The 23682-nt window shown below is 31.8% G+C and carries 18 protein-coding genes and 1 pseudogene; 4 read left to right on the top strand and 15 right to left on the bottom strand.

All coding sequences use genetic code 11. From position 1 onward, the window contains the following. Positions 1–43 precede the first annotated feature (43 nt). Entirely contained in the window at positions 44–1519 is a 1476-nt protein-coding gene (gene spoIVA / locus KSU54_RS06920; protein ID WP_003534431.1) for a stage IV sporulation protein A, read from the bottom strand. A gap of 97 nt (positions 1520–1616) precedes the next feature. Here spoIVA and KSU54_RS06915 point away from each other — a divergent pair, with 97 nt between their 5' ends. Further along, entirely contained in the window at positions 1617–2483 is an 867-nt protein-coding gene (locus KSU54_RS06915; RefSeq protein ID WP_003534433.1) for an AraC family transcriptional regulator, read from the top strand. An 813-nt stretch (positions 2484–3296) separates the two neighbouring features. Further along, complete coding sequence (gene rbr, locus KSU54_RS06910) at positions 3297–3974, top strand: rubrerythrin (RefSeq protein ID WP_003534437.1); 678 nt, start codon at positions 3297–3299, stop codon at positions 3972–3974. Positions 3975–4255: 281 nt separating this feature from the next. On the opposite strand, the gene KSU54_RS06905 is transcribed toward rbr, so the two are convergent. From KSU54_RS06905 to KSU54_RS06895, 3 genes are read right to left on the bottom strand one after another with little or no spacing between them, the layout of a single operon-like run. Continuing rightward, positions 4256–6484 (bottom strand): alpha-galactosidase, encoded by a 2229-nt coding sequence (locus KSU54_RS06905; protein WP_003534439.1) that lies wholly within the window; start codon positions 6482–6484, stop codon positions 4256–4258. Then, on the bottom strand, positions 6474–7925 hold the full coding sequence (gene melB / locus KSU54_RS06900) for a melibiose:sodium transporter MelB (protein ID WP_040434013.1): 1452 nt from the start codon (positions 7923–7925) through the stop codon (positions 6474–6476). The genes KSU54_RS06905 and melB overlap by 11 nt, the downstream gene beginning before the upstream one ends. 4 nt (positions 7926–7929) lie before the next feature. Further along, positions 7930–8397 carry a PTS sugar transporter subunit IIA gene (locus KSU54_RS06895; protein ID WP_003534443.1) on the bottom strand — a complete coding sequence of 156 codons (468 nt, stop codon included), beginning with the start codon at positions 8395–8397 and terminating at the stop codon, positions 7930–7932. Positions 8398–8690: 293 nt separating this feature from the next. Between KSU54_RS06895 and KSU54_RS06890 the strand changes: the two genes are divergently transcribed. Next, positions 8691–9854, top strand: coding sequence for an aminotransferase class I/II-fold pyridoxal phosphate-dependent enzyme (locus KSU54_RS06890; RefSeq protein WP_003534445.1), 1164 nt, complete (start codon positions 8691–8693; stop codon positions 9852–9854). Between the two features lie 129 nt (positions 9855–9983). On the opposite strand, the gene KSU54_RS06885 is transcribed toward KSU54_RS06890, so the two are convergent. The 7 genes from KSU54_RS06885 to KSU54_RS06855 all read right to left on the bottom strand — a co-directional run bounded on the left by KSU54_RS06885 (position 9984) and on the right by KSU54_RS06855 (position 18714). Next, a complete protein-coding gene (locus KSU54_RS06885) occupies positions 9984–10889 on the bottom strand; it encodes an ROK family protein (protein ID WP_008792750.1) in 906 nt (301 codons plus the stop codon). Between the two features lie 117 nt (positions 10890–11006). Continuing rightward, positions 11007–11252 (bottom strand): hypothetical protein, encoded by a 246-nt coding sequence (locus KSU54_RS06880; protein ID WP_167309567.1) that lies wholly within the window; start codon positions 11250–11252, stop codon positions 11007–11009. Positions 11253–11307: 55 nt separating this feature from the next. Then, positions 11308–11943, bottom strand: a complete 636-nt coding sequence (locus KSU54_RS06875; RefSeq protein WP_008792751.1) for a sugar O-acetyltransferase — start codon at positions 11941–11943, stop codon at positions 11308–11310. Between the two features lie 52 nt (positions 11944–11995). Then, positions 11996–13426, bottom strand: a complete 1431-nt coding sequence (gene pyk / locus KSU54_RS06870; protein WP_003534452.1) for a pyruvate kinase — start codon at positions 13424–13426, stop codon at positions 11996–11998. Between the two features lie 111 nt (positions 13427–13537). Beyond that, positions 13538–16549, bottom strand: a complete 3012-nt coding sequence (locus KSU54_RS06865) for a glycoside hydrolase family 2 TIM barrel-domain containing protein (RefSeq protein WP_003534454.1) — start codon at positions 16547–16549, stop codon at positions 13538–13540. 400 nt (positions 16550–16949) lie between these two features. Beyond that, positions 16950–18287, bottom strand: coding sequence for an MATE family efflux transporter (locus KSU54_RS06860; RefSeq protein WP_008792753.1), 1338 nt, complete (start codon positions 18285–18287; stop codon positions 16950–16952). Next, entirely contained in the window at positions 18280–18714 is a 435-nt protein-coding gene (locus KSU54_RS06855; protein WP_003534458.1) for a MarR family winged helix-turn-helix transcriptional regulator, read from the bottom strand. Before KSU54_RS06855 ends, KSU54_RS06860 begins: the two co-directional genes overlap by 8 nt. 271 nt (positions 18715–18985) lie before the next feature. On the opposite strand from KSU54_RS06855, the gene KSU54_RS06850 reads away from it, so the two are divergent. Beyond that, on the top strand, positions 18986–19243 hold the full coding sequence (locus KSU54_RS06850) for a DUF2624 family protein (RefSeq protein ID WP_008792754.1): 258 nt from the start codon (positions 18986–18988) through the stop codon (positions 19241–19243). A 54-nt stretch (positions 19244–19297) separates the two neighbouring features. On the opposite strand, the gene KSU54_RS06845 is transcribed toward KSU54_RS06850, so the two are convergent. The 4 genes and pseudogenes from KSU54_RS06845 to KSU54_RS06830 form a co-directional block, all read right to left on the bottom strand. Then, positions 19298–19582 carry a hypothetical protein gene (locus tag KSU54_RS06845; protein ID WP_003534463.1) on the bottom strand — a complete coding sequence of 95 codons (285 nt, stop codon included), beginning with the start codon at positions 19580–19582 and terminating at the stop codon, positions 19298–19300. Between the two features lie 762 nt (positions 19583–20344). Continuing rightward, positions 20345–21301: pseudogene (locus tag KSU54_RS06840) on the bottom strand (ROK family protein). Between the two features lie 92 nt (positions 21302–21393). Then, positions 21394–22671, bottom strand: coding sequence for a galactokinase (locus KSU54_RS06835; protein WP_003534468.1), 1278 nt, complete (start codon positions 22669–22671; stop codon positions 21394–21396). Next, positions 22671–23681: an aldose epimerase family protein gene (locus tag KSU54_RS06830; RefSeq protein ID WP_003534469.1), complete on the bottom strand. Its 1011-nt coding sequence runs from the start codon at positions 23679–23681 to the stop codon at positions 22671–22673. Before KSU54_RS06830 ends, KSU54_RS06835 begins: the two co-directional genes overlap by 1 nt. Position 23682: the final 1 nt, after the last annotated feature.

The following is a 23682-nucleotide window of genomic DNA, read 5'->3' as shown; positions in this document are numbered from 1 at the left end:
ACTTCGAAAGTATAACATTAAAAAGTACCGATTTCAAGCACTTTTATAGCACAATTGCAATTACATTACTTTTGCCCTTATTAACAATTTTTGACAAAATATCATGCAGTCTTAAACTGGCATTTTCAGGGATTGCATTTAGCTTAATATACATACCTTCTTCAATCAAATCACCAAGTTTACGACCAAATACATCACAATCAAAAATCGCTTGTTTATCATTTCCACTAGAATTCAAATATTCAATAAATGCTTCTGCTTGTTCCCTCGATCCAATAATTGGTTCAAAAGTACTTTCAATATCAACTTTGATCATATAAGTAGTTCCTGCTTTAGAAACAAGTTTCATCCCATAACGAGGTCCTTGTTTAATAATTTCTGGATCACTCAACTCAATTTCATCTAACTTTGGAATTGCATAACCATATCCTGTCTGCTTTACCATTCTAATAGCATTTGAAAAACCTTCATATTCTTTTTTTATATCTACTAGTTCTTGAATAAAGGTTAAGAAAGTTGCCTGATCAAATCCTTTATCGCCAATTATTTCTTCTAATATTTCATTATATAGCCCTTCACGTTCTTCAATTTTTAAAGTAGCACTTGAAGTAGTTGTATCTATTCCTGTTAAGTAAGCTTTATCAACAAAATCATATTCGCTGATCGTATCACCAATCCGTTCTACATCTTTAAACTTTTTAATTGATTGTAATGATTCTTTTAATGATGTATCTAATGTTTGTTTTAACCAATGACTATTTGACATCATTGCTAACCATTTAGGTACCTCGATACGTACTTCACTGATTTTAAATTCATATAATGCATCTTTTAATAATGAAACAATTTGTGGTTCTTCCATATTTGTAACATCCATAGATAGAACTGGAACATCATATTTAGCGGTTAAACGTTCATACTCTTTTTTACAAGCAGGACTGTTGACATCTTTAGTATTAATTATAATAATAAACGGCTTATCAATGTCTAATAGTTCTTCAACAATACTATCAGTCGCTTCATTATAATTAGCTCCTGGAATATCACAAATACTACCATCACTAGTTATAACGATTCCAATTGTTGAATGATCTTGTATAACTTTTTTCGTTCCGACTTTGGCTGCTTGATCAAATGGAATTGATTCTAAATACCAAGGCGTTTTAACATAGCGTATTCCTTGATCATCTTGATATCCTTTTGCTCCTTCAATAACATAACCAACACAATCAACTAGTCGGACATTAACTTTAAAATTCTCATCCATTAACATTTCTACTGCTTGATTAGGAATAAATTTAGGTTCTACAGTCATAATCATTTTACCTTTACCAGACTGTGGCAATTCGTCAATGGCACGCAGTTTTGCATCTTTATCTTCGATATATGGAATGACCGCCATTTCCATAAAACGTTTGATAAATGAAGATTTCCCACTTCGAACCGGTCCAACCACCCCTAAATATATGTCCCCATCGCACCTTTTTGCGATATCATGTAAGATATTTTTCGTTTCCATTGTAAACTCCTCTCTTCGTATTATTTATATGAAATATGCCTATATTTAGAACACATCTAATTATTAATTTGGTATAATTGATAAAGGAGGTATTTCCATGTACTCATATTTAGAATTAGAGAATAAATCTTTTGAAGATTTTTACTTGAAATTTTGCGGGATGCAAGAATGTAAACCTAATTATTCATATGGTCCAGCTGTTCGTCCAAATTATCTATTACATTACTGTCTCTCCGGTCAAGGTGAATATCACGTTAACAACCAAGTATATCAGATTAAAGCAGGTGATGCTTTTTTAATAATGCCAAACGTTGTCACTTATTATCAAGCCGACCAACATGAACCTTGGACATATTTATGGATCAGCTTTGATGGTTCTAAAACTCGTCAATATTTAAAACGATGTAATTTAGATGAACATAATCTTGTAGTTCATTGTGATTATATCAATGAATTGAGAGAAACAACGATTGCTATTCTTGCACACAATAAACTAAGCTATAGTAACGAGTTATTTATTCAAGGACAACTGTATACCTTTTTTAGTTTTTTAGCCAAAAGTGCTAATATTACTTATAATGATAATGTAGCCCCTAACTACAATCCATATGTTGATAAAGCAATTGAATATATTCAAAATAATTACCAGGAAATGGTAACAGTCAACGAGATTGCTGATTACCTTTCTCTCAACCGCAGTTATCTAACAACATTATTTAAAAAGCATCTTCATTTATCACCACAAGAATTTTTATTAAAGTATCGAATGATGCGCGCCGAAGATCTTCTTACTAATACTGATCTTACAATTAATCAAATTGCCTTCTCTTGCGGATATTCTAACCAATTATCTTTTTCAAAAGCATTTAGTAATTCACATCAAATGGCACCACGTGATTATCGTAAACAATTTAAATTAGTTGATAATTCAAGAATGAATGATCCTCATGAACGCAAAGAATAGATTATTAGATCAATCTATTCTTTTTATTAATTATTATTGCTTTTATTCATGTAAGTAATTGCAATTATAATATATTAATAATGATTACTATTACCCATTTAAAAGAATTAGAAAAGTTAAGTAGTATTTGCGAATTTGTTTATACTAGATCTTTCCACCTGAATTTTGTCCAATTTACAAAATGACAAGTTTAAAATTGTTAGAAGCCAATAATGTGAAAACGAGAGCAAAAGGAAATATTCACCGATACACTAAAGATTACCTTCATTTATACGTTTGTCCTACCAGAGCAAGTGATACACAAGATGATCAAATTAAGGCTTCAAAATGTATTAACGCACACCTGTGATTAAATGCCATTTCTATGGTCCCTTATGACTATCCACCACGAAATAAAGAAGTTAAAATGCTTAATGAGTTAGGTTATTTAACCTGAAGTAAAGCAAAACAAGAAGTAATAGCTCAAAATCTTTCAAAACAAACAAGCAATCCTGTTATTAAGCAAATAGCTAACACTCTAGTCAAATCTAACCGATTAATAAATGAAGACATTGCTCGTAAATCAAGATTTATGCTACCTCAAAGTTTATATACTAGAAACTTTTTAAACAAGTTATTGAAAAATGCTAAAAATGACGTGAGAAAGATTTAATTAATAAACTACTAAAAAATTCCTTGTAATGAAAAAAGCTAATTTAAACATATATCAAATAAAGATTCATAAATTAATAAAATATAAATTGCTTTTTAATTTAATAAGCGTTATAATTAAATAGTAATGATTACTATTTAATAAATTTGGAGGAAAAGAAGATGAAATACGTTTGTAAAATTTGTGGATTTATTTATGATGAAGCTACTCAAGATGCTAAGTGGAATGATTTAGATACTGATTGGGTATGTCCGGTTTGTAAAGCTCCAAAAGAAAAATTTGAAGCAGTAGCAGAAACTAGTACTAGTAAATATGCGGGAACAAAAACTGAAAAGAATTTAATGGAAGCCTTTGCTGGTGAATCAATGGCTCGTAATAAATATACTTTCTTTGCTGAAGCAGCTCGTAAAGAAGGATTAGAGCAAATTGCTGCAATTTTTGAAGAAACAGCTGATCAAGAAAAACAACATGCTAAAATGTGGTTTGCCGCATTTCATGGAATTGGAACAACTGATGAAAATCTAGAAGCAGCCGCTGCAGGTGAAAATGAAGAGTGGACTGAAATGTATGCAAGAATGGCCCAAGAAGCACGTGAAGAAGGTTTTGAAGAATTAGCAATTAAATTTGAAAATGTTGCTATCGTTGAAAAATCCCATGAGAAACGTTATCTAAAATTATTAGAATCATATAAAAACGGCACAACATTCAAAGGCGATGCCCCAAAAGGATGGAAATGTCGTCAATGCGGATTCATTTATGAAGGAGATGAAGCACCTGAACATTGTCCTACATGCGGATATCCTAAAGCCTTTTTTGAAAGAATGTGTGAAAATTACTAATAAGAATTAATATAACTATTTTAAAAAGATGTAATTAAATATAATAATTAAATATTTGGATTGATTTCTTTATAAAGAAATCAATCCTTTTAATTTATGACTTTTTGATTATAATATTCTAAATCCATACCTATAAACTATTTTAAATCTGATTAAAAACTTCTCATCTAAACAGTTCTCTTTGATATATAAATACCCCACAAGCTAGAATAACGGTTTACCGTAGAATAGCTCTACACTTAAGCCTGTCTTATCCAACTGGTGAGGTTTACTCAGGATTATTATATTTTTGCTTTTAATACGTAGATTCTAGATAAATAATCTCCATTAGTCCCATCGTATTTTTCTTTATTTTCACCGCAAGAACTATCAGTTGTAATTAAACCCAAGTTCATTAATTCATCACCATAATGAACTGTATTATTAAGATTAACATGATATTCTTTATCCGGATCTAATCCCAACAGCTTTACACGACGGTAACCAACATTAACTTCCTGCAAAGTACGATAATATCCAATAATAGCAGTATTCTGATCCTGTGATACAACCATCCAAACAGTCTCATTACCTTCAAATGGACTTTTTAAACGGTAAAACGTTCCAAACTGAATAATCTCCCGATAGTCCTTCATAAAGGTGATTTGTTCTTTAACTTTTATCTGTTCATCCATGTTTAATTTATTAAGATCTAATTCGTATCCAAAAGTACCAAAATAAGCAACATTTGCCCTTGTTTCAATCGGTGTATTTCTCAACAACTGATGATTTGGCGCTGCCGATACATGAGCTCCAAGACTCGAAACAGGATATACCATTGATGTTCCATATTGGATTTTCAAACGTTCTAGCGCATCAGTATCATCACTGGTCCAACATTGTGGTGCATAATACATCATTCCTGGATCAAAACGAGCACCACCACTAGCACAAGATTCAAATAAAATTTCAGGAAAACGATTTGTTAACAATTCATATAACTGATACACTCCTAAAATATATTCATGCATAACTCGTCCCTGACTCTCACTATCGTGACAACTAGAGTAAACTTCTGTCATACAGCGGTTCATATCCCATTTAATATAAGAAATATTTGCTTTATCAATTACTTCTGTCATCATATTATAAACATAAATAACGACTTCTGGATTTGAAAAATCTAATACAAATTGATTACGTCCATGACTACTAGGACGGTTTGGTGTTTCTAAAATCCACTGTGGATGATTACGATATAAATCAGAATTTTTATTGACCATTTCTGGTTCAAACCACAAACCAAACTTCATTCCCAGATTATTTATTTTTCTTGATAAACCACTAATTCCACTTGGTAATTTTTGTAAATTCGGATACCAGTCACCTAACCCTGCAACATCATTATTACGTTTACCAAACCAGCCATCATCAAGAACAAATAACTCGATTCCTAATTTTTGAGCAGTTCCAGCAATATCCATAATTTTTTCTTCATCAAAATCAAAGTACGTTGCCTCCCAATTATTAACTAAAATAGGTCGTACTTGATCACGATATTTCCCACGAGCCAATCGTCTTTGATAAAGTTTGTGGTAAGTTTGTGACATTTTATTTAGTCCATCATTTGAATACACCATGACTACTTCCGGAGTTTGAAAACTTTCTCCTTTTTCAAGACTCCAGCTAAAACAGTGGGGATGTATTCCCATCATCACTCTTGTAACATCATAAGTATCAACTTCAACCTGAGCTAAAAAATTCCCACTATATACAAAACTAAATCCTAAAACCTCACCAGCATATTCATTACAATTTTCACGCTTTAAAGCGATGAAAGGATTAAAATTATTACTTGAACATCCTCTTAGAGAATATATAGATTGAATTCCATGCTCTAGCTTTCTCTCCTTAATGCTCCTTTCACGAGCCCAAGCACCTGTTAATTCAATCATCTCATATTCTTTGTCGGGTAAATCAAGTGACATACTCATCACTTGCTCTAAAGTTATTTTTTGTTCACCGCAATTTTCAATGTAAGCATTTCTTGTAATTACCGGCATATTTTCAAAAATTGTGTAACTTAAAATAATTTTTGAATCAATTATATTATCATATAAAGTTATTAATAAAGTTGTTGCTTCATCTGGTGATTCAACATATGTCGCGGGTAATTTATCTAATTTAGGCTTACCACTTATAATAGTATGCCCCTGATAGTTAAACGAAATGATTCGACTACCATTTGCTTGAGCGATTTCAATCGCAGGGTGACGCATATCACCAGAGCCATAAGCAGGATATTCCTGTTTAATATGTTCTAAAGAAAATGTTAAATCGCCTTCAAAAGCACATGATGCCATTGGTCGCTGCATAGTTTCAAATAAATGATCAAAATTTTCACGATCTTTGATTGCTTTACCATAATAAAGTTGTCCTAATTGATTATTTTTTAAAATTTTAAAAATATAACTTATCTCTTGATTATATAAATGAAATATCTTAGTTGTTTTATGAAATTTAATTGGCATATTTCTTCTCCTTTAAATCAATAATCGGTTCATTTGAATTTTTTATATCTTCCGTTACATCATCAAGAATCATCTGATTTTCTTCTTTCCTTAAAGCGATTATATTCATAATTCTTTGATAGTACGCTCCGTTTAATTTGTAATACTTTTTATAAATAATATAACTTATTAGCACTAAAATAATTGGTAATGCAACCATAATAATACGCATTCCATTTTGAGTTGCCATAGTTTGAGAAGCTCCAGCAACATATCCTGTGGCATCTAAAGCAAAACCTGTAAATAAAGCACCCATAGCTGAAGCAAATTTTACTAATAAGGTTTGAATTGAAAAAATTACAGACTCATTACGTGTCCCTAGCTTATATTCTCCATAATCTACAACATCGGCTAATACTACTGTCACTGTACCTAATTGTAATCCAGAACCGAATTTGACACAAATCCCTGCTACTGCTGTTAAAATATAATTTTGTGGAGCAATAAATCCTGTTACTAATAAAATGATTAGACCAACTACTGGTATTCCACTAGCTAAAGCATACACCTGTTGTTTACTTAATCTTTGAGATAACTTTGGAAAGATGATCAAACCAAAAATCTCTGCAAATCCTGCAAACATTGTAAAAACAGAAAATAATCCCTTATTGCCTGCAACATAAATAAAATAATAAGTTTGAACCCCAGCAATACAATTCATTCCAAAATTAAATGTTAAAATCGTTGCTATTGCTACTAACAGCTGATCATTTTTACGAATTATTTCGAACATCTTTCTAAACGAAGTCTTTTCAGGTTTCTTTGCTTCTACTCGATCAGCTGATTTAACATTAACTACAGTAATTCCCACAGTTACAATAAAAATAATGGCAATGACAATAGCAAAATTTGTATATCCCACTTGAGCATCACCATTTCCAAGGAAATCCATGATTTGTAATCCAAACCCACCAACTAACAGAGAACCCCCAATCGATGCAAAAATTCTTGGAATAACAGCTACACGATCTCGTTCTTCTGGATTTGATGTTAAATTAGGTAACATTGACCAATATGGGATATCCATGACGGTATATGTCATTCCCCATACGATATACATAATAGCAGCAAATATATACAAACTAGTTCCTGATAATCTCCAATCAGTAAATAAAGCAACTAAAATAATTGCATTAACAATAGTTCCAATTGCTAACCAAGGTCTAAATTTACCCCATCTACTATGGGTGTTATCAACAATCATTCCCATACCTAAATCATTAACAGCATCCCAAAATTTTGCTAAGAAAAACAATGTTCCTACAAATGAAGCTGATAATTTAAGAACATCTGTAAAATACAACATACAATAAGTAAAGATAATTCCACAGCACATATCCTTACCAATTGCGCCTACTCCATATGAATATTTTTCCTTAAATGATAATCTATCATTATTCATTTTTCTATCCCCTTTCAACGATAATAAATGGTTCATTTAAATTAACCATACCATATCTATTAACAGTTATATTTTTACGATTTAAATTTGTAAAAACAAACGGTGTTGCATCAATACAACGATGTTTTTTTAATATTTCTGAATCAAAAGTTAACAAAATATCACCCTGTTTAACAACTTGATCAGGATCTACAAATATTTTAAAGCCATCCCCGTTTAGTTGATTCGTGTCCAAACCCACATGAATTAGAAACTCTATTCCTTGACCTTTCAAAACAATTGCATGCTTTGAAGAAAAAATAAAATTTATTTTACCATCAATTGGTGCGACAACTCTATTACCAGTTGGAAATATTACAACCCCTTCTCCAGTCATTCCTTTTGAAAAAACTTCATCAGGACAATACTCTAAAGGATAAACTTTTCCTTCTATCGGACAATTAACTTGAATTTCCTTTTTAAATACTCCCATCACTTTCCTCCTCAGTTTACTGTAAGCGCTTCTATATCGACAATTATAACATTTGGATATATTTATAATAGTATTAGATGTATTTTAAATATGTCAATTTGTTATATATTCCCTAATTACAAAAGGAAAGTAATTGAAATAAATTTATTTATTAATATTATATATTTTCAAAATACAACATTAAGACATATTTTTATAACATTTTAACTAAAATTATAAAGTAGCTTTTTTATTTTTTTACCTTTAACTTTAAGATTCATTGTATTAGAATAAACCACGAGGTGAATTATTAAATGGAATTTTCAAAACGAATGGAACTTTTTCAAGAAAGTATTTTTACAATTTTAGCAAAAAAGGCAGCATTAAGACGTGAAAATGGAAAAGAAGTAATTGATTTTAGTACGGGTACGCCAAATATTCCCCCTACCAAAAGAATAAGAGAAGTGCTTGCTAATGCTGCCCTAGATCCTAAAAACTATGTTTATGCGATTAATGATTTACCAGAATTAATCAAGGCTGTAATCGCTTGGTATAAAAAACGTTATGAGGTCATTTTAGAAGATGATGAAATTTGTTCATTACTGGGTTCTCAGGAAGGCTTAGCACATCTAGCAATGACATTGATCAACGATAGTGACATTGTCTTAGTTCCTAATCCTAGCTATCCTATTTTTAAAGACGGGCCGTTGCTTGCTAATGCAAATATTGTCGATATGCCTTTAAAAGAAGAAAATAATTATTTGATTGACTTTGATAAAATTGATCCAACCATTGCTAAAAAAGCAAAATTTATGATTGTTTCATATCCTAACAACCCTACCTGTGCGATTGCAAATGATAAGTTTTATTTAAGATTAATTGACTTTGCTAAAAAGTATCAAATTATTGTATTACACGATAATGCTTATAGCGAACTATTATTTGAAGGCTTAGGTAGAAGCTTTTTATCATATCCTGGCGCTAAAGATGTAGGTATTGAATTTAATTCCTTATCAAAAACTTATGGGCTTGCTGGTGCTCGAATTGGATTTGCAGTTGGCAACAAAGCAATTATTGAACAGCTTAAAACATTAAAATCTAATATGGATTATGGCATGTTTATCCCTATTCAATTAGCAGCAATCGAAGCCATTACCGGTGAACAAAATTGTGTTATAAAAACAAGAGAGGCTTATCAGCGGCGTCGCGATATCTTTTTAAAATGTGCTCAAGAAATTGGCTGGAATATTAAAGAGACAAAAGGAACTATGTTTATTTGGGCAAAAATTCCTAGCTTATATCAAAAGTCAATTGATTTTGTTAATGATTTATTTGAGCAAACCGGTATTTTATTTATTCCTGGTAGTGCTTTCGGCAGCGAAGGAGAAGGATATATTAGAATTGCTTTAATTCAAGATGAAGAAATAATAAAAAAGGCTTTCATTAAAATGAAAGCAACTAATATTTTCAAAAATTAAATTTTAAATATCAATTAGCAAACCTCTTTTTGGTTAGAATCAAAAAGAGGTTTTATTGCTCAAACTACTTTTATCATTATTTATAGATATAATAGAAAAGCAAACCCGTTTGGGCCTTGCTTCATTATGTTAATTTTTCTTACATGTATGTAAATGTTGATAAAAAGCGCCTAATAGATTAGCATCATTACGATATTGACAAGGAACAACTACAGGGCGTGCAATTGGTGAATTAGCCTTTAATCCAGTTTGATACATTTCTTCTATATGTTTCTCAACTAATTCTAATAATAATGGTTGTGCTGAGATACCACCACCAATCGCAATTTTTTCTGGGTCGAAAAGTGCTTGTAAATTATAAATTTGAACAGCTAAACGATTACAGAATTTATCAAGCCCAGCAAGTACCTTTTTATCTCCACTATTTGCCATTTCAAAAATCTCTTTACCATTATATTGTTCTTTTGTTCCAACAGACTCTTGAACTGCCTTTAATAAGCCAGGAATTCCATTCGTAGCTGCCCATACACATTCAGGGTTATTGCCATCTTCCCCATTAGTCCGCATCCATGAAAATTCTCCTGAAGAGAAATGTTTACCAATATGAACTTTACCATCACGAACAATACAACCGCCTATTCCAGTTCCTAAAATTATTACAGCAGCATCATCAACATCTTTTAAACATCCAAATCCTACTTCCGCATTAGCCGCACATTTAGCATCATTACCAATCGTAATAGGCAACGGGCAACGTTCTTGTAAAATTTTTACAATTTCCATATCTTTTATATATTTATATGCACCACCAGTATAAGCAAAGCCCTTTTGAGGATCTATTGCACCCGGCATAGAAATTGCCATACCAACAATTTGTTCAGCATACTTATCATACAGTTCTCCAATTACCTCAACAAACTGCTCAATACTTTGATGAGGTGCAATTGTACTTCCTTTTTCAATAAACTCTCCCGTTTCATTTAATAAAGCATACTTGATTGAACTACCACCAATATCTAATGTTAAATAATTCATATTATCTCCTTTCATATTTCGCTCTTACTTTTAAGTATAACGATATTTCCAACAAGATTCAATAAATTATCAAAACACGAAAATAGATACACATTTGTGTACCTATTTTTTACTATTTCACCATCGTGGCGGACGTGGTGGCGGTCCTGGGGGTCGTGGCCCTGGTCCTGGGGGACCTGGCTGCCATGGTGGTCGTGGTCCCGGTCCTGGTGGGCCTGGCTGCCATGGTGGGCGTGGTCCCGGTCCCGGTGGGCCTGGCTGCCATGGTGGAGGAAATAACCACCAAAACCAAAATGGAATAATTGGCTGCCGACTATCTAACTGATTATCAATCATGTAATATTCATCTTGAAGCGGATCCATTTAAACACCTCACTTTATTATACAATATGTATCCCTTTAAAGAAGGCATGGGCTTTTACCAATCAAGATTAACTTTTTTTCCTTTACGATAATATTCTTTATCATAATCATTAATTTCGCGAATTACTCGGCATGGTACCCCATAAGCAACAGAATTTGCTGGAATATCTTGGGTTACAACACTACCAGCTCCAATAACACTATTGTCACCAATCGTAACCCCCGGTAAAATAACACTATTTGCACCGATCCAAACATCATCCCCAATTACAATCGGCAATGAAAATTGCGTTCCACCTCTTCGATATTCCGGATCAACAGGATGACCAGTTACTGATAATGTAACATTTGGAGCAACCATTACATTGTTACCAATATGAACTTCAATATCATCAACAACAACCAAATTAAAATTAGCATAAAAATTTTCACCAATATAGGTATTACAGCCGTAGGCAAAATAAGCGGGAGCTTCAATCCATATATTTTCACCAGCATGGCCTAGTAACCCTCTTAAAATATCCTGTTTTTCTTTTTTATTATCAGGATGACAATGATTATACTCGAACATTCTTGCTTTACAATTTAATCTTTGACGTTCAATTTCTTTTTCATACTCTTGATCTTCTATATTTTCATGGCCAAATTCCCGATATAATTGACCGTTCTTCATTTTATCTTTTAATAACATATATCCTCCTTATGATAAACACCCAGCTAAGCTGGGTGTCATATCCTTAATATTATTTAACACGAACTAACTCTAAATAGCTAGTATCCCCTTTAAGTCCTGGTTTACCACCAGTAACTAAAATAAGTTCTCCCGATTCAACACCATTTTCTTTTGCAATGATTTCAGCATAATCCATCATACTTGAACGTGTTTTCATTGTTTTGCATTTTACTGGTTTTACTCCCCAGTTAATTGCAAGGGCTCTAGTAGTTGCTACTTCAGGTGTAGCAGCAATGATCCGAGCTTCAGGACGATAACGAGACATTTTTCGAGCAGTAAATCCACTTTCAGTAAAAGCAATAATCGCTGCAACTTGGAATTTAGAGGCAATTTCTGCAACTGACATACAAATAGCTTCAGATGTATCTTGTGGAGCAGTTCTTACAGCTTGACGATGTAATGCATCATAATCTAAGCTATTTTCTGTTTTTAAAGCAATCTTACTCATTGTCATTACTGCTTCTTGTGGATATAGGCCTGATGCAGATTCCCCAGATAGCATGATTGCATCTGTTCCATCAAAAATAGCATTGGCAACATCACTTACTTCTGCACGAGTCGGGCGAGGATTTTGCTGCATACTTTCAAGCATTTGAGTAGCAGTAATAACTAATTTTCCCATATCCTTACATTTCGTAATGACTTCCTTTTGAATCAATGGGACATCCTCTGCAGGTACTTCAACTCCTAAATCACCACGGGCAACCATAATCCCATCAGCTATTTTTAGAATCTCATCTATGTTTTCAACACCTTCGCTATTTTCAATCTTAGCAATGATTTGAATATCAGGTCGACCATTTTCAACCAAAAGTTTTTTTACATCAAATACATCTTGTGCACGTCTTACAAAAGAAGCAGCCACATAATTGAATGGTTGTGTACATCCATAAGTTAAATCATCAATATCTTTTGGTGATAGATAATCGAAACCTAATTTAATTCCCGGTACATTGATTCCCCTTTTATTTTTTACAATTCCGTTATTAGCACAAACACATACAATGTCTGTACCTTCAACATGATCAACTAGCAATTCCACTTGACCGTCATTTACCAAAATAAACCCACCAGGTTTTACATCCTTATATAATTCTTTATAAGTGATTGTAAAACGATCACTTGTTCCGACAATATCTTCTTGACAAATTGTGACAACCTGACCTTTTTTAAATTCAGTTGAACCATCGATAAAATCACCTGTTCTAATTTCCGGCCCTTTAGTATCTAATAAAATAGCAACGCTTGTATCCAACTCCTTATTGATTTCAGTAATCAAATCAATTTTTGCCTGATGCTCAGGATGAGTTCCATGAGAAAAATTAAGTCTCATTACATTCATTCCAGCTTTAACTAATTTAGTTAACATCTCTTTGTTATCTGATGCTGGTCCTATCGTACATACAATTTTTGTTTTACTCATTACTTCGTTTTTTAGCATATCGTCATTACCATCCTTTTCCTTCTCAATTTATCATACATGTTTATTATAGCCCATCTAAAAAACACTTGCGAGACTTTTGATAACATTTATCAAAAGATTTTTAGTTGATTAACGCTTACAAATTTCGAAAGCGTATTCAACATCTTCTTCACCTTTAATACAGTATTCTTCGAGTATTGGAGCACCCCAACTATCATCACCGCCAACACCCATTTGAGCAGCTAAAATAGTTACAAAGGTAAAATATGATTTTGGTAATTCTTCTTGATGCATTGCAGCTTCTAAAGTCTGCAAGCTATATGGAAGAACAGTTGCTTCGAATGGCTGATCGATCATTTTGAAACAAATTCCTTGATCTTTTTCATCAGTTATTGCTAAATAACGCAAATCACAGCGATTTCCACATTCTTGTGGAACTAAATATGGCGATAAGTTATCCTTAACAAGACAATCATAAACATCAATTTTTGCTCCATCCTTACGATCAATATAATTTTCTAAAGGTCCACGACCTAAATATTCAAAACGATCAACTTGATCATACAGTTTAAAACACATTCCTATTAATGGTAATTCTGGTAATCCTGCTTTTCCATGATAATGATAATCAACCCTAATAATACCTGGTGCCCGTACTGTAAAGACTATATCAACAGTAGTTGCAGGAATTACCGGTAAAGTATACTCAAAAAATACTTTTACACTACTATAATCAGAGGCAACTTCATAATTAAACTTAGTACAATTATAAAAAGTTGAAGCCCCAAACCACATTGAACTATTCACCTCATGTTTATACCCGCGTTCATTATCAGTTGATGCTCGGCTAAAAACAGGACGTGGAGCTCTTGCGATATATTCATGGTTCCCATATTTTAATGAAATTAATCCTTCACTATTAGCAAACATCACTTCAAAATCATTGTATCTTATACCGATATTACCATCACCAATAATAACTTTTAGCGGTTGTTTAGAAACTGAGAGCGGTTTATATTCACCAACTATAGTTTGACCGAAAGCAACTTCAAAACCAGCTTTAGCCCAAATTTGATCATCTTTCAATAAAGCACTAACTGTCTTAACAGCTTCTTTATCTAATTTTGTTAACCACGGAATCAATATTTCTTTAGAGTCTCCAGGTTTTACATCGGCTATGAAACATCCCTCCTGTAAAACTTTTTTACCTTGTTTTAATTGATAAACAAATTGATATTTACTAGTGTTACTAAACATCATTTTATTTGTAATTATGACACCTGCATCTGTCGGCTTAATAATAATATCTTGATATAAATATTTAACTTCTTGAGCTTTTGGCGAAATAGTACGATCAGCAAAAACAATTCCATCGCCACAGAAATTATAATCAGTATAGCGTTCTTTAAAATCTCCACCATAACCAAGAACTTTTTCACCATAACCATTTGTATAGTACACTGCCTGATCAATATAGTCCCAAATAAAACCACCTTGATATTGAGCATACTTATCTTCTAAATCAGTATACTGTTTCATTCCACCTAGAGAGTTTCCCATAGCATGCATATATTCACAACTAATATACGGTTTTGCAGGATTGCCCTGTAAATATGTTTCAATTTCTTTCGCTTTTGCATACATACGTGATTCCATGTCAGTTGCTTCACAATAATCACGATTCCATACACAACCTTCATAATGAACTAAACGAGTCGGATCATTTTCTCTAAAATGATTAGCCATAGCAACAATATTTGTTCCCGCGTATGATTCATTACCACATGACCAAATTAAAATCGAAGGATGATTTTTATCACGCTGTAGCATTGTATTAGCACGATCAACAACGACATCATGCCATTGTGGCAGGTTTCCTGGAATATTCCATGACGGTTCACAAGCACCTAATTTTTGCCATGAACCATGACTCTCTAAATTTGCTTCATCAATTAAATAAATTCCATACTCATCACATAGATCATACCACAATGATTGATTTGGATAATGAGATGTTCTTACTGCATTAATGTTATGCATTTTCATAAATTTGATATCATATAGCATATCCTCTTTTGTAATAGCCCGACCTTTATCAGCAGCAAATTCATGACGATTAACACCTCTAAAGACAATTCTTTGACCATTTAACTTCATTATCCCTTGATCCATTTTAAACTCTCTAAATCCAATTTTTTGTGGTATAACTTCTACTAAATTATCATCATGATCATAAACGGTTAACAATAGTTTATACAAATATGGATTTTCACTTGACCATAAATTAACATTAGTCAGTCCAAACGAAAAATTAGTTAATGGCAATTGCTTTGCTTGATAAATAATATTATTATTCTGATCATATAAAGCAGTATTTAGATAGCCCTCTTTTTTAGCAATTACATCTAAATTGACCGATACCTGGACATCTTTATAATTATTTTTTAAAGTAGTCTTAACAAACAGATCATTAATATGAATGTCTTCTATAGCATATAAACTTACATCTCTAAAAATCCCTGAAAAGCGCCAAAAATCCTGATCTTCTAACCAGCTGGCACTAGAGCGTTTATAAACCTCAACCGCTAATTTATTTTCACCATCTTTTAAAGCATAAGTTACATCAAAACTTGATGGCGTAAATGAATCCTCACTATAACCAATAAATTCTCCATTTAACCAAACATAATAAGCCGTTTCAACTCCATCAAAAACCAGACGAGTTGTTTTATTCTTTAATGCTTCATTTACTTCAAAATAGCAAACGTAACTTCCTACAGGATTATCGTCACTTGATATATGTGGTGGTCTTAATTTCTCATGCCCATCCCATGGGTATAAAGTATTAATATACTGCATCTGATCATAACCTTGCATTTGAATATGACCTGGTACATCGATCATATCAAAATAATGACAATCAATATCCTCTTTATAAAAATCAACAAATCTTTCATTAGGATTTTTAGCATAATTAAAATACCAGCGTCCATTTAAAGACTGCTTTAATTCCATTGCATCTCCATTCAATGCTTTATCAATATCGAGATAATAAGAATGATCACTATAAGCATTTAAGCGATTTACCGCAAAAACTTTAGGATCTGCTAACCAATTTAAATCTGCTTGTGTTCCTTTCATAATAGCCTCCAATTTTACTTATATTTTAGTGAAATACATATATATTTTACTAAAATATAATAAATTTTTCAATTCTTTTAATAAGATAATTATTTATATTTTATATAAATAATTATCTTCCGGCTAAGCTGAAGATTTTCATGTGCAGGTATACAGAGTAAATGCTAAAGTTCCTTCATTTCATGCAATCTGTCTCTACCACTTACGCTAATTCTTATTTTAAATCAAGTACAAGTTATTCCACCTTTTAATTGACTCTTTATATATTCTTTGTAACTTTTCCTATTATAACTACATAATTTTCTCTGCACTAAAGCTTTTTCTTGACCCATAGATTATCTGTGAATTTTATTGCATACAAAAAGCGACTTATCCTGTCGCCTTTCTTATTTTTATGTAATTATTTCAACTTATCATTGATAAAACGCTTGAAGAAAATCGCGTTAGTTCCTGTTGTTAATAAATCAGATACTGGTTCTGCCAGCATTACCGCTAATACACCATTGCTAATGAAATTAGGTAAAATATAAATCAAAGGAATTAATAAAATTATCTTGCGATAGAAAGCAAAGAAAAATGATCTTTTTCCTTCGCCCAATGATGTATAGATTTGTTGAAAAGAGCTATTAGCACCAATAATAATATAGCCAAAGATATACACTCTTAACATCTTTACCCCCAATTCCATTAGTTCTGGATCGTTAGTAAACATGCTAACAAAAAGCGCCGGGAACAACTCCATCAAAGTTACCATTATTACTGAAAATGTCAAGGCCACCTTAATTACCATTTTGATTGCCTCAATAACTCGTTCTTTTTGTCTAGCACCATAATTAAAAGAAATTATCGGCTGGCTCCCTTGGGCTATTCCTTCCATTGGTAAAAAGACAATTTGGGCCATTGAAGCCATAATTGTCATAGAACTAACGGCAATATCACCGCCAAAAAATAATAATTGTCGATTAAAACATACTTGTAAGATTCCCTCCGTACTATTCATAAAAAATGGTGAAATCCCTAAACCCAATACTCTTTTCATAATTATTTTATCAAAGAACAAGTATTCTTTCTTTATTTTTATTGTTGACCGTTTCGAAAAAATAAAATGCATTACCCATAAAAAGGAAACAAATTGCGAAATGATCGTAGCCAAGGCCGCTCCCGCTACTCCCATATTTAAAGTAAAAATAAAAATTGGATCTAGAATAATATTTAACGCGCCTCCAATAACTAACGTTAACATTCCAAACTTCGCATACCCTTGGCAATTAATAAAATAATTCATTCCCACACTTAATTGTACAAAAATCGTCCCCAATAAATAAATATTTAAATAATCTTTGGCATATGATAACGTATTTGCACTTGCACCAAACAATAATAAAATTTCTTCACCAAATATATATAAAACAATCATGATAACTATTGAACTTAATACTAAAGAACTAAAACAATTTGAGATTATTTTATTTGCTTGGTCATTTTCATCAGCTCCTAGACTTATTGAAGCTAATGGTGCCCCACCACGGCCAAACAAATTAGTAAAAGCGGTAATTATTGTAATAATTGCACTACACAAACCAATTCCAGCAATTGCTAAAGCTCCATCCTCCATTCTTCCAATATAAATTCGATCCACTAAATTGTATAGCAAGGTTACCATTTGTGCTAAGATCGATGGTATCGCCAGTGATAGCAGTAACTTTGAAATTTTTTCATTAGCAAGTCGCTCATTCATTGTTATTCCCTCCTAAATTTTCATAAATTTGGCTAATTAATCGGTTAAACTGTTCTTTATCTTGATCACTTAACCCCTGATAAGCAATTTCATTATAATTATCTTGAACAGCCCGAATTTCTTTAATCAGCTCATTAGCATATGGTGTTACAAACAAACAATTACAACGACGATTTTCATTATCTACTTGGCGTTCAACGAGCCCTCTTTTGACTAGTTTGTCAAGCGAACAAGAAACATACGCCTTAGAGATACCACGGATATTGACAATATCTTGAGCATGATGATACTCAGGATTATTAGCTAAAAATGCCAATACATCAATTTCAATTTGAGTGATTTGATACTTTTTTTGTATTGTTTCAAACATAATATTATATTGCTTTAATAAATAAGGATAAATTGCCATTAAAAAGGTTTTCTTCATTTCTCTACTCCTAACCGTTCGTTAATGAACAGTTCTATAATAAACTATTTATTATGAATAAATTACATTTTTTCACAATAAGAAAAAACTAATATTTGTTGAAAGTTAAACAAATATTATTAGGGTGGTTATCTTTAAATATAACAACAAAAATACTTTATCGTAGATTAAAAAACAATGAGCTATATCATTTGTTATCCATTTTTCATAGCGGTATAATATGAATATAGAAAATGAGTTAATCATATATAGCTTGAAAGGAGGATGCTATATGACAAATTGGCAAATAGTGAATCATCGCTTGCAAAATCTATCATTACATAATCTAAAAGAAATCTGTTATGCACATAATATTTCTATGGAAGAACGTGACCTAGAGTTAATTCTTCAAATAATTAAAAATAACCCATATTCAATCGTAAATGAAGAATATACTCCGATTTTGTTTATTGAGATTTCCAATGTGACGAATAAAGCTACCTGTGACAAATTTAAGCCAATTATCGAAAAGGAATATTTGATTCACTAATAAAAAGCACCTAATAAAATTAGGCGCTTTTTAATATCATTAAAAATAGGGTTACTATCTTCTAAACTTTCTGTTATATTTTCTAAAAGATTCCGTAAACACATTATACTCTTCATTAGGAATATCTTCACCTTGAACAATCCTATCAATGACCGGTTTGTTTTCTTCCATCATTTTACGCGCATATTCTTCGGCAGTATTATTTCCTTTACTAATATTTAAGATATAATTACAAACTTGTTCATACATATCTTCTCCGGTAAACAGTTCCCACTGTTGACAATTTTTTACATCTAAAATATTTATTATAATTCTAGCTATTAACTCTCTATCTTTCATTTTTATCACCGCTCAATATTATCCCACAAATGACAATCAAGTTCAAATCATAGATAAAATTTTTAAAAGTTGTATAATATAAATGAGCATAAGATTGTCCTCCCGTTGACAAACTATGCTCATTTTTTCAATATTTTCATTGAGAATAATTGGTAAAATAGTTGAAATAATCACATCATAATCAATAATACTAAAAATATTTAATTTACCCCATATTCATCGTCATACAATAACTTAATTCTCTTATTGACATTTCCAAATAATAATCCACCATTTTCCCCTTGAACCATTTCTACAATAAATTTAATTGCGAGCACCTTTTATATTATTCGTGCAAAAAATTTAATTATCTCCATTTTTTTTATTAAAGATATAAAAAACAATCTGCTTATCAAAAATATTTTTAAGGAAAAATAACTTATTTCCCAGATCAATTGTCTAATTAAATCCTAGTTATTTCAAATGATTAAAAATAGCTATATTTCAAAAATTTATCATTGGCCATTTAAAGCTTATACAGATCACAATCCTCAATTTTTCCTCATTTATAACATCAAGCTTGATAACTTCTCTTTCCTAATTTTACTATAAACAAAGAATATTTGTAATAATTACCAAATTTAAAAAGTACAAACTGTTTTCACCTAATTTGTACTTTTTAAACTTTACTTCTTTTCTCATTAAACACAGAGATAAAAAATACTAATCTAATATTAATAAAAAAGATTACTATTGTATGATTTATCTAGTTTAACGACGGCATCATAATATTAGTTTTCTTTTAGCGTATTTAGCTGCACCATACATTCCCGCTTGTTCCCCAAGTTCTGCAACCACTAGATCACAGTTATTACGAGCAATTTCCAAAGCATGAATAGCAGCAACCTCTCGAGTTGAAGCTAATAACCGCTCTCCTGCATTTGATACTCCACCACCAATAATAATACGTTCAGGATTAAATAAGTTAATAAGGTTAGTTATCCCATAACCAAGTATTTCTCCTGTCTCTTTAAGAGTCGCAACGACAATCGAATCATTTAAATCATAAGCTTGGCAGATCATCTTTGCAGTGATCTCATCACAATTATTTACCCATCTATTAACAATACTCATATGATCAATATCCTTTTCTTTAAACGTATTGATCATTCCAACTGCAGAAACGTACCTACCCAAGCACCCACTACTACCACAACGACAAGCTCTCCCATGACGATACATATTCATATGCCCAATTTCTCCGACACTGTCATTTGCACCGTATAAAACATGTCCATCTACTACGATTCCAGAACCTAAACCGGTCCCAATTGCAATTAAAATAATATTTTTAAAACCTTTCCCAGCTCCAAAATACAATTATCCATAAAGATGCATTCTAACATCATTATCAATTACAGTTGGAATCAGCCACTTATGTTCAAACCATTCTTTGATCTTGACATTGTGCCAATTATTAAAATTAGGAGAAAATAAAGAAATACCGTCATTTCGATTTAACAAACCCGGTACTCCTATACCTAGAGCATCTATCTGTTCAAATAAAAGATTATTCTTTAAAACTAATATTTCTAAACATTTTTCAATTCTTTTTAAAACTATATCTGCACCCAAACTTGCTCCTGTATTTTTTTGAACCATTTTTAATAATTGTAACTGTTCATCAAAGAGTCCTGCTTTAATAGTTGTTCCGCCCAAGTCTACTCCCAAATAATACATTTTTCCTCCTATTAAAAAAGGGCATTTCTATAGTGAAGCTCCATTATTTTAATATGCTCAAATAACAGAGTTCACTTTCTTCTGCCCAACTTTTAAATTACTTTTTTACCGCCATACTTGCGAACTTTTAATACATGACAGCTTCCTTTACCAAAAACTCTTTCAATTTCAGTCTTATAAGCAGTTACAAATTCATCTTTAACAAAAGCTTGAATCGTTCCCGCAAAACCACCACCATGAACCCGACAAACGCCATTTCGGCCAATAATTTTTTCTGACATGGCTAATCCAATTGAAACACTTTGATTCTGAACATCGCAGTTTGCATACACATTTTGCAAGAACTTATAAGAACTATCTCCAGATTCCTTAACAACTTTTTTAAATGTTTCAAAATCACTATTGTTTAAAGCCTTAACTTCTTGATCAACCCGTTTATTTTCTTCAAATAAATGAATTGCTCTTAAAACTGCCCGGTCTTGACAAGCTTTTCTAGCACCTGCTATATCATTAAAGAAATCTTCCTCATCTACTTCACGTAAAAATTCTTTACCAAAATAGTTAGCTACTTTTTTCATTTCCATAGGAATTGCTGCATATTCATCAGTTAAATCAGCATGTGATCCTTTTGTATCAACAATACATAAACTGTGTCCAAATTTAGAAAAATCAACATCTACTTTATTAACAATTGGCTTAGCCACATCATTAAAATCAATATTAATCAAGCTACCTACTGAACTAGCACATTGATCCATTAAACCACAAGGTTTACCAAAGTATACATTTTCAGCATATTGACCAACTTGAGCAATTACAACAGGGTCAATAGTCATATCATTATATAAACCAGAAATAATAGTACCAATAATCGTTTCAAAAGCTGCTGAAGATGATAATCCTGCTCCCATTAATACATCACTAGTAATAAAAGCATTAAAACCACCAACATTATATCCTAATTCTTTTAACCGAGCACATACCCCACGAATTAAAGCCTCAGATGTTCCTTCTTCAGCCTTTTTTATTTCTAAGTCTTCTAAATTAATTGGCGCAATATCAAAATCATCAGATAATACTTTAATTTTATTGTCAACTCTTCCAACAACAGCGATTGCATCAAGATTAACTGCTGCTGCTAAAACACAACCATGCTGATGATCTGTATGATTTCCTCCTACTTCGCTACGTCCTGGAGCACTGTAAATTTCTACATCGGTATCACCATACAATGATACATATTTATTGATTGCTTTAACATATCGCTCACGTTGATAATCTAAAAGATTTGTATCTACATAAATATCATTTAATAACTCATCATACTTTTTATTATTTAATTCTTCTACTAAAATTGTTGCTTTAATCATTATTTTATTACCTCAAATTTATATGATGTTATTTCATCATATACTTCACCTTTCTTTAAAATTGTTGTTGGGTCCTCTTCAATATTAATTGCATCGGGAAGATTTTGAGTTTCAATACATAATGCGAATCTTCTTGGATATACAATTCCATATTTACCGATACGTCCATCTAAATAATTAGCACTATAAATTTGAGCTCCCGGCAATGATGTACTTACTGTCAATTTACGTCCAGTAGCTTCATGATATAATATAGCTTGGTCTTTATCTTGGTTAAAAATGAACGGATGGTCATAACCGGCACCTAATTTAAGCTGCTCATCATCACTATCAATTACATCACCAATTCTTGTCATTGAATTAAAATCAAATGGAGTATCTTTTACTAGATTAAATTTACCAGTCGGTAATCCATCAGAATCAACACATGCATATTTATCACTATGCACTAACAATTGATGATTATAAATATCTTCTTTAGCCCCCGACAAATTAAAATACGAATGATTAGTAATATTAATAATTGTATCCTTATCACTAGTTGCTTGATAACGTACAATTAAAGTATCTTTATTTAAAGTGTAAATTGCTTTGAATGCTAAATTACCAGGATATCCCTCTTCACCATCTTTTGACAAATAAGTAAACTCAATTGAATCCTCAAGTATTTGATAATCAAATATCTGATATGAAAAACCTTTGACCCCACCATGTAAACAATTAGGACCATTATTAATTGGCAGCGTATAAGTTTCACTGTTTAAAGTAAACTTACCTTTACCGATACGATTAGCTGTTCTCCCAACTAATGCCCCTAAATAAGCGTCTTTAGTCTGATAATCTCTAAAATCATCATACCCTAGCACTACATCATCAATATTTCCATCTTTATCTTTCATTAAAACTTTAACAATCGTACAACCATAGTTTGAAACAACAACTTCTAAATCATCATTTTTCATTTGAATTAGATCAATTTTATCATCAATCTTTTCGATTACCTTTATCATC

Origin of the sequence: Erysipelatoclostridium sp. MSK.23.31 (genome assembly GCF_019125875.1) — a bacterium.
Lineage (GTDB): Bacteria > Bacillota_I > Bacilli_A > Erysipelotrichales > Coprobacillaceae > Thomasclavelia > Thomasclavelia ramosa.
Note: the sequence above shows the minus strand (reverse complement) of the source record. Positions and strands in the feature narration are given on the sequence as shown.

Bases quoted from the DNA above. Each gene is read 5' to 3' on its own strand.
- KSU54_RS06830 (WP_003534469.1), bottom strand. From the start codon at position 23,681: ATGATAAAGGTAATCGAAAAGATTGATGATAAAATTGATCTAATTCAA.
- spoIVA (WP_003534431.1), bottom strand. From the start codon at position 1,519: ATGGAAACGAAAAATATCTTACATGATATCGCAAAAAGGTGCGATGGG.
- KSU54_RS06860 (WP_008792753.1), bottom strand. From the start codon at position 18,287: ATGAATGAGCGACTTGCTAATGAAAAAATTTCAAAGTTACTGCTATCA.
- KSU54_RS06835 (WP_003534468.1), bottom strand. From the start codon at position 22,671: ATGATTAAAGCAACAATTTTAGTAGAAGAATTAAATAATAAAAAGTAT.
- KSU54_RS06845 (WP_003534463.1), bottom strand. From the start codon at position 19,582: ATGAAAGATAGAGAGTTAATAGCTAGAATTATAATAAATATTTTAGAT.
- melB (WP_040434013.1), bottom strand. From the start codon at position 7,925: ATGAATAATGATAGATTATCATTTAAGGAAAAATATTCATATGGAGTA.
- KSU54_RS06875 (WP_008792751.1), bottom strand. From the start codon at position 11,943: ATGTTATTAAAAGATAAAATGAAGAACGGTCAATTATATCGGGAATTT.
- KSU54_RS06885 (WP_008792750.1), bottom strand. From the start codon at position 10,889: ATGAATTATTTAACATTAGATATTGGTGGTAGTTCAATCAAGTATGCT.
- rbr (WP_003534437.1), top strand. From the start codon at position 3,297: ATGAAATACGTTTGTAAAATTTGTGGATTTATTTATGATGAAGCTACT.
- KSU54_RS06905 (WP_003534439.1), bottom strand. From the start codon at position 6,484: ATGCCAATTAAATTTCATAAAACAACTAAGATATTTCATTTATATAAT.
- KSU54_RS06855 (WP_003534458.1), bottom strand. From the start codon at position 18,714: ATGAAGAAAACCTTTTTAATGGCAATTTATCCTTATTTATTAAAGCAA.
- pyk (WP_003534452.1), bottom strand. From the start codon at position 13,426: ATGCTAAAAAACGAAGTAATGAGTAAAACAAAAATTGTATGTACGATA.
- KSU54_RS06895 (WP_003534443.1), bottom strand. From the start codon at position 8,397: ATGGGAGTATTTAAAAAGGAAATTCAAGTTAATTGTCCGATAGAAGGA.
- KSU54_RS06850 (WP_008792754.1), top strand. From the start codon at position 18,986: ATGACAAATTGGCAAATAGTGAATCATCGCTTGCAAAATCTATCATTA.
- KSU54_RS06890 (WP_003534445.1), top strand. From the start codon at position 8,691: ATGGAATTTTCAAAACGAATGGAACTTTTTCAAGAAAGTATTTTTACA.
- KSU54_RS06865 (WP_003534454.1), bottom strand. From the start codon at position 16,549: ATGAAAGGAACACAAGCAGATTTAAATTGGTTAGCAGATCCTAAAGTT.
- KSU54_RS06880 (WP_167309567.1), bottom strand. From the start codon at position 11,252: ATGGATCCGCTTCAAGATGAATATTACATGATTGATAATCAGTTAGAT.
- KSU54_RS06915 (WP_003534433.1), top strand. From the start codon at position 1,617: ATGTACTCATATTTAGAATTAGAGAATAAATCTTTTGAAGATTTTTAC.